The sequence below is a fragment of the Coleofasciculus sp. FACHB-542 genome (assembly GCF_014695825.1).
Classification (GTDB): Bacteria; Cyanobacteriota; Cyanobacteriia; order Cyanobacteriales; family FACHB-T130; genus FACHB-T130.
This window is the reverse complement of record NZ_JACJPB010000052.1, coordinates 64584-76498: the sequence shown is the minus strand read 5'-3', so window position 1 is coordinate 76498 and position 11915 is coordinate 64584. Positions and strand designations below refer to the sequence as shown.

Genomic DNA, 11915 nt, shown 5'->3' with positions numbered 1-11915 from the left:
CCTTGCAAACTTTTGCCTATGATATTCCACTAAATTTATTGCTTGATGCCGCTTGTCCGCATCAATGTATTCAAATTTTTGGTGGAGAGTGATATCTCTGAAACTTACTAAACGTGTAACTAACAATGAGTAATCAATCAAACTATTACTCTTCATCTCTTTTAGTACATCTCAGTAGCGATGTACTAGAATCCGGTTCAGACGACCAGAGTTGCGTACCATGTAAGGATAAATATAGGTAGGTAATTGTAGAAAAGTGACTTCATGTTGTCTTGCGGTTAACATCCCATGATCGCGCAAATCAATTTTGTGGAACATTTGTCCTCCTTGTTTGAGGCAGGCGACCATCTTATGTTAGATTATCTAGGGGATTGTAAAGATGTTCTAGAACAGCACGGGATACAATAAAATTTTAGATTTTGCCTTGCTCAACCGCACATTTTGTAAAATAATTTTCTTTCTGCTGTCTGACCACTTTCCCAATCGATACTGACTAATGCTTGACCATCTCATCAATCGTGCTTTCGGAAATCATCTAATTTATATTTTTATGCAAGCTCATCATAAATTCGGCTTTGCTATTCAGAATTACGACGGCTATACATTTTGTCTATCAAGCAGCATACTTATTTGCATCCCTCCTGTCTATTGCAACGCCAGCATTACCCCCTAGATTTATTTCAGCAGCTACTCCATAAAATTTGTCTAAATATCCATATTTTTTGTGGTCAACAAATATCTTTACTATATGACGTACTGAATTTTCTTCAAAAAAGGCCGTATGGGTTGAACCAGAATTTGTATCGAAGTGTATAGCTGCGATACAAAGCTTAGAAATAATATGAGCGGGTACAAATGCATTTGCCTTGACAAAAGGTGAATAATTTAATATGTTATTTACCCTTTTTGTAAACATAGCTTGATGGACTTGGAGAAAAGATTGTAGTTGTAGTTTATTTTTTTTTAAGCATATTTTCATATAATGCCTCATATTGTTCCACAACAGAGTCCAAAGAAAAGTATTCGATGATTCTTTCCCGTGCCCCCTTTCCCAACGCTTGCCTACCATCTGATCCTAAATCAATTAATTCTTTCCAAGCATTGGCGAGTGCTTGCGGATTTCTTGGCGGTACAACTCGCCCTGTATCTCCCACAATCCAGGCTGAATCTCCCACATCTGTAACTACAGAGGGTACACCACAACACATAGCTTCACCAATAGCCAGAGGGAAGGCTTCGCCATAGGAGGAGGAAGACGAAGCAATGTCTAAAGCAGCAGTGAGCTTCGGAATATCATGTCGCTCTCCTAGCAAATGTATTTGCCTTACAAGTCCAAAGTCTTGGATTAATTGATTTAAAATTTTATTTCCTCGCTCTATACCCTGTCCAACTAGAAGGAAGTATAGGTCAGGGTAGTTTCTTGCTAGTAATGAAGCAGCCTGAATAAAATTAGCATGGTCTTTCATTGGATGGTAACGAGCAACCAATCCAATGATAAGAGATTTTTCAGGTAAGCCTAACTCTGAACGAACCCTTACTTTAGCACGCTCTGAAGGTCTGAAGAGTGAACTATCAAAGCCATTTGGAATAATACAATTATTTTCCTTAAAATAACCAAATTTAGCATGTATCAATTGACTAGTTTTGCTTACAAAAATAATTTTATGGGATAATTTTGAAATATATTTACATATCACGATTACCAGCGCAGTTATAGGCTTTTCAGCGGCTACTAAATCAATTGAATAATGAATACTCCATAAAACAGGTAAATTTGGAAAACACAAAATGTTAGCCAACTGTGCTGCTAGATTGCCGTGATACATCCAGCCTTGTATCAAGTCGGGCTTCAGTTGACGAACTGTATAGACGAGGTGCCAAAGCGAGACCAATGTCGGTATTCTTTGCATACCAAGTGTATAAACTGAAATACCCAAAGCTTCAATGCAAGCATTTAAGGTTCCTCGCTTCATTAGAGAAATAACAACCGGCTCAAACTTCTCTCGATTTATCCGAGACAACAGATTGTAGAGCATAATTTCAGCCCCACCAGTTGAAAGCCCGGTGATGATAAACAACAACTTCATCTAGTTTTCTAGTCTTAGCTAGCTCGTATGTGCTTTTAACGGAATGCGAGGGCGCTGATTTTTTAAAATTACCCACAAAAAGTGAAATTGTGCCCAAGCAATGATAGGTGTTATCTGAAGCCGCTGACGAGGTCCTTGTAGATCATAAAAAGCTCCATAAAGCAGAAGGGCTAGGGCAAGGTATATGAACAGCAATTTGACTTCCCTTGAACGCCACCAAAGCATCCATCCACCCCAGATAGCAGGGAGAAATAATACCCAATGAATAATAGATGGAAAAAACAGGAAAGTATATGCTGGCTCAATTGACCAAGGTTGAGGTGTTAGTGCCATCCTGATTACTCCAAGTACAATAGTTGTCCAATTCCGATCGAGGCGATTTAAATTATATAGAGTATCTTCTAATCCTAAAAAAAATACTACAGAAATGCTACCAATGGCTGCTAAAACAAGTAAGATGTATCTCCGCCAGCCCTTCTGAAAAAGAGAAATCCAAATTAGGGTAGCTATCATGATGACGACAGGGACATAAAATCTAATCCAGAAAAAGATGAAAACTATTCCTCCCAAACTCAATAAATCATATAATTTGAGTTGTTTGGATAATCTTAAGATTAAGTAAAGTGCTATTATGGTAACAGTCATAACAAGAATATCTTTTAAATTCACAAAGGATGACCATACTACTATTTCCCAGTGAAATAAAGAAAATAAAAAAAGCCCCCTAGAATACTTACGGCTAAAACCACTCAGATGAGCTATACGAAAAAGAAAATATCCACTAATAAAAGTAAGAAAAACGTTAAGAAATACTGGAGGATAGTAATACTTACCAAATAAATACTGACCGAGTATATTCCACCAGCCATAGAGGATATGTCTCCCTCCTGATAGAAACATCAGATTCGACAGACCATCTGGATTGACTAAGGCTGTAATCGGGTTATATCCCAATTCCAACATTTTTTTGCCCTGGAATTGATAACCTATGTCATCTAGAAATGTCCAAGTACCATCATAGAAAAAAGCAAAATAAAGCAGCGGAATTAAAACTTTGACAAGGGCTGCATAAAAGGCTGTAAAATTTGAAAGATTTCGACTAGCAATCCAGAAGCATAATAATCCAATACAGAAAGCAGGCCAGAGCAAATCGCTGGTTAAACCTTCAGCCACAGTGCTTCCTCTGTTTGCTCTACGAGTTGCTTTACACTGAAATGCTCGACTATACGCGATCGCGCCTTTAGCCCCATTGCGTTTCTGTCTCTTCCCAAACAGGTCAACCACCCAGCTAACAGAGCCTCTGAACTTTGAGGGAGTACAACTAGCCCTGTATCATCCACAATCCACGATGAATCCCCTACATCCGTTACCACGCAGGGGACACTACAAGCCATTGCCTCGCCAATCGCATTGGAAAACCCTTCGCCATAAGAAGAAGAAGAGGTAGCAATATCCAGAGCATTGTAAACCATAGGCATATCGGCACGCGCTCCTGCCCAGATAACTTTTTCAGAAATATCTAACTTCTTAGCCAACTGATACAACTTTTGAGCGTAACTCTCAGAACCAGTACCCACGCATACAAAGCGTACATCTTGGCGTTGTTTGCACAAGAGTGCAGCTGCTCTGAGAAAGGTAGGATGGTCTTTCATGGGATCTAGCCGTCCAACTAAACCAATTAAAATGGTATCCTCTGAAATTTCCCATTCTGTCCGCACCTTTGCTCTAGTTTCTAAGCTAGGTTTAAAGTGCTCTGTATCAATACCATTAGGAATTACCAGCATTTTATCAGCAGGGAAGCCATGTTCCAGATGATAGGTGCGACCAGCACGAGAATTCACGATGATAAGATCGGCAAAGCGTGAAAACATACACTCTAGTTTAAAGACCAGACGGGATAGCCAGTCATAGCAACTGAAATCTATGTTGGATGCTCGTACTCCCCAAATTACCCGAGTTGAGGGAAAAAGCATTTTTAGGCAGATAGTCAGTAAATTAGGTATACCCAAATATCCATGCAATAAGTCAGGTTTGATGCGTCTTATCTGAGAGACAAGACGCCAAGAAAAACCAACTATATCCCATCGTCCACCCTTGTCCAGAGAAATCAATTGGACTCGAGTATCCTTGAGATTTTTTTCTAAAGTACCGCCCGAATAAAAGTATAAAACCGTTATATTAAAGCGTTCTTTTTCAAGACATTGTACTAGCGTCAATAACTGTCTTTCAGCACCGCCATAATTGAGTGAGCGGATGATAAAAGTGATATTAAATTTTGCTTTATTAATAAAGAACGATTGTTGCACAAGCTGCTTTCAACAAAAAACTATAAGAATATTTTGCCTTTCTTACCAACCCTTTATCAATTTTCTTAATCTCCAGCGAAGCCATCGCCCTAACGAAGAATTATTCGCATTAATATTGTTTAAATTATCATTGTAAGGATGAAATGATATCAGTTGAGTATCAAACAGCCCATCTTTTAAGAGACTACCATTGGGTGTTATAGAAGGATAGTTCCCTTCTTCGATTCTAATAATAGAAAGACCTGCATTGAATGGTAGGTGAGTAAGGGAAATTTTGTATCCGTTCGTAGCATCTCTAATTGCTGCAAGCATATCATGGCAAAGGTTAGTTTGCTGTGTGTCATGCACGCAAATTATACCAAAAGTTTTCATCTTAGGTAAAATCAGCTCTAAATCTAGTTTGACTTGAAAATAATCATGGGCGGCATCATGAACAACAAGATCAAAAGGCTGTTCCAAGGATTTTAAAAAAGTTTCACTAGCGCCCAAATATAATTGCCAATGCTTGTCTTGGTTTTTTAACAAAGATGAGAATCTATTAACATCACAATCACAACTCATAACAACTCCACCTGTTTTTAAAGCAGCAGCACGCAAAGCTTTTGTTGTTGAGCCTATCCCCAAATCAATTATTATTTTTGCATTTAAACCAATAGCTAATGAGTAAATAGTCAGTAGATGCTTGGAAGTAGCAATTTCAGAGCTATAAAAAGCTTCTAATAGTTCTGTATCTGAAAAAGGCTGAATGTTTACCATATTATTCCTTTCGATCCTGGCAGTAAACCAAATACCCTACAGGTAAAGCTCCTAGCAATAGAAATTTACCAATTCTTGTGTTAAGCATTTTAAACTGTTCGCTGACAGTAATCCCGGTATGAAAAGAAAATCGGCTGTAGTGAACAGCCGAGCGCATAAAATTGAATGGTGCATACCAAAACCAACTGCTCTGCTCATTTAAAATAATTTTATGCCATAAAGCATGACCCAAAGAAATTTCTTGTGGTGAAAGTCGGGTCAACTGATCTGTGCCACTAAAGTAGACTCGCAAAGGCTCATTTATAAATCTTGTCTTATATTCTCTAGCAATCCTGCCCCATACAAAACCTTGAGGAATAGTTTTCTCACCAACTATCTCTGGAAAAGGAAACTGACGCAGCACCTCTGTGCGGTGAAATCCCCATTTTTCGCCTGTAACTTTGTAGCGGTAACGAATTTCTAAAGAATCCGAGTCAGTTGGGTCAAATGGGAAACGGCTACCAACTATTTCCCCATTTTGGTCATTGCACAAACAGGTGACAGCAGAAAAACGATGTTTTTTATCTTCAGGAATTAGATCCCAATGCTCTTTAAAACGTTCCAGCGCTTCTGAGACGCAAGCATCATCAGAGTCAAGAACAAGAAATAGTTCGCCTTTAGCTTCTCGTACCCCACGATTAACCGCAATATGCTTGCCAGAATTTTCTTGATAAAAATAACGAATTGTAAAATTAGCTTCTTGCCGCCACTGCTCTACCAACTCACAGGTATTATCAATAGAACCATCATCAATAACTACCCACTCAAAGTTTCGATATGTTTGTGCTTGAAGACTTTCATAAACCCGATGAAGAGTGTGAGCGCGGTTATAGGTTGGAGTGAAAACTGTGAATACAGGCTGATAAGCTTGCTCATGCACTGTCGGCTGTTTATTTCGCTCTTCCATCGCTATTGTTCCCCATCAAATTGCTAATGAATCTCTCTACAACGCTCGCCATAAAATCATCAAAAAAAACTATTCTCAATCGTTATATTATTTCTAGCATAGCAACAGCAAAACATCTGTTTCTAATTTCAAAAACATCAGTCGATTTATAGCTATAGCTAAGGCATTTACAAGGATAATTAGCATTAAAATAACATTTTCTTATCTAAAATAATTTTTATTCATATTTTTGTTTCACTCGTTAAACAAAGCATAAATATAACTAATCATCCTTTTATGAAAACGAATTGATTATTACCTGAACCACCTCCAGAAGTAATGAACTTTTCTAAAACAAAATTTTTGTTTTCATACAAATTAAAAATATCTTCTGGCTTTGCTACCTCAAAAGGATAGCCACCTAACCAATCCAACCAATCATAAACTCTGGACATACCTCTTGAGTTTTTGTACTCAGTATAGCGAATTATTGGATTTCGACCTTTAACCAGATCCACTATTAATCCACTCAGGATAAAATAGGGAATAAATAAAGCAGAAATTAGAGTTCTACCTGCGATCCCTGAACAATAAACTTGCTTGATTCTGCGCCAAATTTTAGATTTTCTACCTTGATCGTTGTAAATAGCAATAAACAATATTCCCTGTTCTGCAACAGGGAATATTGCATTTTCTAGAGCTTGCCACATTGCACCAGTGTGATGAAGCACACCCCAAGCATAAATAATATCAAATTTTCCTAGAGACTTGATGTAATCCACATCCAGCACTGAACCCTGTTCTATAGTCCAGTTAGAATCATTAGGAAAGTATCGGCATTTTAGTTCTTGCGTGCAAGCTACTGACTCTGTATCGTAATCAAAGGAATGTACCTTCGCCCCTAGCCTACGGGCAGCCAGTGAAAATAATCCACTGCCAGAACCAATATCAAGAAATGTTTTGCTCTGTAAATCTTCTACTACTAGCATTTGCTTAAGAGACTTCTCTGCTTCTGCTATGCGAGCGTCATTGAGAACTGATAAAAATCCTCTCCAGTTTTTGCCAAACTCAAAGCGATCGCCCTGCTTCACTTCCTGCTCAAAAGTGCTTGTCATAGCTTCTCCTTGATAACTTGATCCAACAAGTTTTCCCACATTTCCATTATTTTCTCTAAACTAAATCTATCCATTACCTGTGTAGCACGACTAGCTAGGCGTTGGCGCTCTGCTTCATTAGACATCAGACGCTCCATTGCTGCTGCCAAAGCATCTACATTTCCATTTTGTACTAAAATACCATCGACGCCATCACGAATAATCTCTCTTGGTCCACTAGGACAGTCTGTAGAAATGACGGGTAGCCCACAAGCCATGGCTTCACACAGAGCGTTAGGAAATCCCTCAAACCGGGAAGACATAACGAAAATATCCGCCTGCTTCAGAAACTCATAAATATTTTTCACCCGTCCAGGTAGATGAACCCGGTTAGACAAACCAAGTTGGTTCCGCAAAGCTTCTAATTCTGTGCGTAATGCCCCTTCTCCTAATATTGTCAATGTCCAATCAGGGTAGCAGACTTTTAGCAGTGCAAAAGCTTGTAGCAGTAAGTCAAAACCCTTCTGAGAGTCAAGCCGTCCAACAGCAATTAGAGATGGTTTAGTTATCAATTTTGCTGACTCTGTTTGGTTTGTATTAATAAATATAACTGGATTAGGGATAACATACGAGCGAGATTGTATCTGGGCAGAAAAATAACTCAATGCTCTTGCAGTTACCCCAACAACTCGATTGGCTTTGGGATAAATCCACTGACGCAATAACCCCCTTACCCCGCCAATAGAGTACATTGCTGGATGAATGCGTTCAGATACTACTACTGGGATATGTAACCCGCGCGTCGCCAGTAGGGTGAGTATGTTATTTTTATCTATGAAGCTAATTACAGCATCGGGCTGACTATCAGCAATGGCGACTCTTAGAACTTGAATGCATTTCAGGTTATTCCAGATACCAACGAGCAAGCTTGGCGACTCTCTAGCTATACCCAAACAAATATGATGAACATGGCAATCTAGGTCATAAAACGGAGGTACTTTGCCATCATCGAAAGTCAACAAAGTAATTTTCCATCCTTTAGCTGCCCAGTAGTTAGCCATGACTGACATTACCTTTTCAGCACCGCCAGCGAATATGGAAGGAATTACTAAGGTTAACCGCATTTTTTTTTTGCAACTATTAAAGCATTACTATAAAATGCCTGAGTGCGATCGCTATAATCTATCAACCAACCGCTTAAGTTAATGACCATACAAAAAAATATCCAAAGCGGGAGAATTACGCCTTTTAATATACGACTGTATTTGTACAAGTTCATTTGCCTTTCGAGCCAATTTAAAACTAGCGCCCCAACCGTGCTACCAATACCGCCTTGATGTTTTGCTTCCATAACTTCATAATTTTGCTCGATTAAATTTTTAAGTCCGTATACTGAAAACCGCCGATAATCATCTGGTGTACCATGCTCGTTATAAATAAAAGGTACAGTTAGTATTAGTATACCGCCCGTTTTTAAAACCCGAGTAATTTCCTCAATAGTATTGCCTAAGTTGGCTGTGTGTTCTAAAACCTGAGTGCATAAAATAGCATCAAAAGAAGATGTTTCTAAAAGCCATTCTTCATCAGTGTCAATGACAATATCAACCTTTGAGCCGGGATAAATATCAATGCCGATATGTTTGACTTTCTCTAAATTTATCCAAGTGCTGTAAGGTTTATCACCGCAGCCAACATCGAGCAAGCGCCCTTCAAGAGTCGGTAATATACGCTTGAGATCTGAATAAAGGTCTTTTACTGCCAACCATTGAAAATGCCAAAATCGTATATGCGGATGCGTTCCGCAAACCTTTTTATATAGGTTAGAATAGATATCACCGATAAGACTCATACAAATTTCTTACTTATAAAAAATATATTTCCGTTGCTTCCATGTAAGCCAATTACTGATAAGCATTTTTTGAGCAAGGCACTTATAACACCCTTCCAATTCAATGATGACCAACTAACAAAATAAATTACTTTAAGTTTCTCTACTTTCAGATTACCTGAAAATATAGCCGCTAAACTATGAGTATTAAAAGACTGCTGGTGTCCCCATTTGTGAAAAATATGTCCACAATCAGGACAGATAACTTGGCTGTTAAAAAGGTTTTCCTTAAATGGAACAGTCCCAACCAATAACCCAGAATTTTTTAATATCCGTTCTATCTCATACAAGCCTTGCTGTATTTGTTCACTTGATAAATGTTCGATAACCTCAGAACAAAAAACAACATCAAAAAAATTATCAGGATACGGAATCTGTTCTATATACCCTACCTTTCCTTCAATACCCCTTTGCTCCAGCAGAGCAATTGTGGTTTCACTTGGGTCTAAAGCATAAGTTTCCCAGGCTTGCTCCATACATTTCTGTTCAAGCCAGCCGTTGCCAACTCCTATGTTCAATACTCTTGGCTTGGTGTGACTATAAATTGCCAAAACTTGGCGAAAAAGATAGTTCAACCTTGGAGCTGACTGCAAGAATATGTCAGATGATTGTACCTGAAAATAATCCCAGATTTTGTCCTGTTGCATTTTTTTATTTTACTGAAGCATTGCTGTAGCCAGTACAATTATTTTTTTATGACAAAAGCTTGACCACTTGGAACATTAATAATCTTTTCTGCCTTATTTTCCATAAACTCATCAAACGCTTTTTTTGCGCCTGGACAGGTTGTAAATCCGTAGTCATCACACAAGATTAGTCCACCAGTTACCATTTTAGGGTAGAAAAAACAAAGGGAATCAAAGGTAGGTTGATAAAGGTCAACATCTATATGAACAAAACAAAATTTTTTACTTGAGACATTATTAAATGTTTCTGGTATCCAGCCTTTATAGATTTCTATTTTATCTTTATACTCGGCAAGATTTCTTTTAGCTATATCTTCAGTGGCTTTCAAATCACCTGCCTGCCAATACACTCCATCTATCTCCAAAGGTGAAGATAAGCCTTCAAACGAGTCAAAAGCATGATGTACCTTGTTAGTATTTTTAAATTTATTACAAATTAGCCAAGATGAAGCACCGTTAAAGACACCACACTCAGCCGTGTCACCCGGCAATTCATCAACAAGCGATAACAAAGATGTAATAAAAAATTTTCTGTCAGCAGAACGGTAGCTTTTTCCTACATATTTTTCGTAAAAATCGAAAAAATCTTTATCTTCAAGCCATATCTTTCCATACTCACTGAAAGTAAATTTTGGATACCATAAAGATGCTATTTTCTCACCGAGAACAAAGCTAGCATACTTACTTTCTTGCTTAGAAAAAAACTTTTTGTATAAGAGGCGAAAAAGGGTTATTAACTTCATATAAGTTTGGGTGTAATTTTTTTCACACTCAATAAACAGTAGGTCGAGTACCCAAAGGAAAAACAGATAACAATGGAAGTAGATAAGGCAATACCTGATACGCCCATATACTTTGTAAGCAAGTAATTGAAGCTAATATCAATTATTAAATTAAACCCAGACGCCCACATTAGTATCTGATTAAGTTGAATTGACGAAATTAACCGCACAACCAAAATACCTGAAATATAAAAAGGGATTTGCAAGGCATAAAAAGCTTGTATTTGGGCTACTAAGCGCGTAGCTTCAGGTGTAAATGAACCCCTTTGAAACAACACTTGGATAATAGGTTCAGAAAACAGAAATAAAAACCCTGTTAAGGGTACGGTCACCATAAAAATAAAAAAAAGAAACCGCTGAAGTGTATAGCGTACTCCTGTCCAATCTTTACAGGCAACCATCTTTGAAAAATATGGAATTACTGCTGTTCCCAATCCTGTAGCCATTAGCCCAATTGGAAATGCAATTACTTTATTGCCATAGTTTAAGGCGGCGACACTTCCCGGTGACAGCATTGCTGCCATTGATTGATCCACCAGATTGGTGCTGCTCATTAAAAAAGCTCCAGCAATCATCGGTGCATACTGACCAGCTACCTGACGCAAGTGAGGATCAAATCCGTACCACCTGGGGCGCAATGAGATACCTTGCCGCTTCAGCGCCACTCCCATAACTACCATCTCCAAAACTGCACCGCACAGTAGACCACCTGCCAAGGCAAAGATTCCCCAAGACGAACATATCAGCAGAAATATCACACTGATAACTGGGGTAATAATCGGAGAAAGTGCAGCTAAAGCGAATCGCTCACCCGCATTCAAAAGTGCAACCCAGATAACAACCACCCCATCCAGCAGCACAACAGGCGCGATCACCCACAGAAGACGAAACGTCAGGCCTAACTTTTCAGAGCTAAACCCCCTAGCAATCCAGGGTAGATATAGAGGCGCAGTAACTACCATCAGTATGGTAGTAATTAACAACAACCCTAAACTCCAGACAATTACCCCGGAGAAAAGCCTTTGTGCTGCCTCTACACCTTCTTTCTCCCGTACCTGAATATAGGTGGGGATGAAGGCAGCATTAAAAGAGCCAGCTACCACATTGATGATAAAAGAAGGAACGAGCAAGGCAATTAAAAATGCATCGAGTTCGTCCCCAGTGCCAAATTTCCAAGCAACTACCAATTCCTTTCCCGCAGCTGCTACTTTTACCAACGCTGTCATCAGAGCAACTGTAACAGCTGCACCAAAGATTTGGCGGTTGGTCGAGCCACTAGTCAGCTTTTTCCACGAATGGAGCAGCTTTTGTGCTGCTAGAGTTTGTTTCACCTACACTTAGCTCAAGTTTTCAGCTTGCTGAGCGATTTCATCCCAAACTCCCTGATAGGG

General features: G+C 38.8%; 13 protein-coding genes. All 13 read right to left on the bottom strand.

The window, feature by feature from the left end:
- Positions 1-171: 171 nt before the first annotated feature.
- On the bottom strand, positions 172-318 hold the full coding sequence (locus tag H6F52_RS21475; RefSeq protein WP_190536701.1) for a hypothetical protein: 147 nt from the start codon (positions 316-318) through the stop codon (positions 172-174).
- A gap of 295 nt (positions 319-613) precedes the next feature.
- Positions 614-979 (bottom strand): hypothetical protein, encoded by a 366-nt coding sequence (locus H6F52_RS21470; RefSeq protein ID WP_190536700.1) that lies wholly within the window; start codon positions 977-979, stop codon positions 614-616.
- Positions 954-2087, bottom strand: coding sequence for a glycosyltransferase (locus H6F52_RS21465; protein WP_190536699.1), 1134 nt, complete (start codon positions 2085-2087; stop codon positions 954-956). The genes H6F52_RS21470 and H6F52_RS21465 overlap by 26 nt, the downstream gene beginning before the upstream one ends.
- Positions 2088-2105: 18 nt before the next feature.
- Complete coding sequence (locus tag H6F52_RS21460) at positions 2106-3260, bottom strand: hypothetical protein (RefSeq protein ID WP_190536698.1); 1155 nt, start codon at positions 3258-3260, stop codon at positions 2106-2108.
- Positions 3245-4393, bottom strand: a complete 1149-nt coding sequence (locus tag H6F52_RS26540) for a glycosyltransferase (RefSeq protein WP_347275932.1) — start codon at positions 4391-4393, stop codon at positions 3245-3247. The genes H6F52_RS21460 and H6F52_RS26540 overlap by 16 nt, the downstream gene beginning before the upstream one ends.
- A 42-nt stretch (positions 4394-4435) precedes the next feature.
- Complete coding sequence (locus tag H6F52_RS21450) at positions 4436-5149, bottom strand: class I SAM-dependent methyltransferase (RefSeq protein WP_190536697.1); 714 nt, start codon at positions 5147-5149, stop codon at positions 4436-4438.
- Position 5150: 1 nt separating this feature from the next.
- The gene (locus H6F52_RS21445) at positions 5151-6095 is read right to left on the bottom strand and encodes a glycosyltransferase family A protein (protein ID WP_190536696.1); all 945 of its coding nucleotides are present in this window, start codon (positions 6093-6095) and stop codon (positions 5151-5153) included.
- 266 nt (positions 6096-6361) lie between these two features.
- Positions 6362-7189, bottom strand: a complete 828-nt coding sequence (locus tag H6F52_RS21440) for a class I SAM-dependent methyltransferase (protein WP_190536695.1) — start codon at positions 7187-7189, stop codon at positions 6362-6364.
- Positions 7186-8292: a glycosyltransferase family 4 protein gene (locus H6F52_RS21435; protein WP_190536694.1), complete on the bottom strand. Its 1107-nt coding sequence runs from the start codon at positions 8290-8292 to the stop codon at positions 7186-7188. The genes H6F52_RS21440 and H6F52_RS21435 overlap by 4 nt, the downstream gene beginning before the upstream one ends.
- Positions 8283-9017 (bottom strand): class I SAM-dependent methyltransferase, encoded by a 735-nt coding sequence (locus H6F52_RS21430; RefSeq protein ID WP_190536693.1) that lies wholly within the window; start codon positions 9015-9017, stop codon positions 8283-8285. Before H6F52_RS21430 ends, H6F52_RS21435 begins: the two co-directional genes overlap by 10 nt.
- Positions 9014-9703 (bottom strand): class I SAM-dependent methyltransferase, encoded by a 690-nt coding sequence (locus tag H6F52_RS21425; RefSeq protein WP_190536692.1) that lies wholly within the window; start codon positions 9701-9703, stop codon positions 9014-9016. The genes H6F52_RS21430 and H6F52_RS21425 overlap by 4 nt, the downstream gene beginning before the upstream one ends.
- Positions 9704-9741: 38 nt before the next feature.
- Positions 9742-10485, bottom strand: a complete 744-nt coding sequence (locus H6F52_RS21420) for a TylF/MycF/NovP-related O-methyltransferase (RefSeq protein ID WP_190536691.1) — start codon at positions 10483-10485, stop codon at positions 9742-9744.
- A complete protein-coding gene (locus tag H6F52_RS21415) occupies positions 10482-11855 on the bottom strand; it encodes a lipid II flippase MurJ (RefSeq protein WP_347276241.1) in 1374 nt (457 codons plus the stop codon). The genes H6F52_RS21420 and H6F52_RS21415 overlap by 4 nt, the downstream gene beginning before the upstream one ends.
- Positions 11856-11915: the final 60 nt, after the last annotated feature.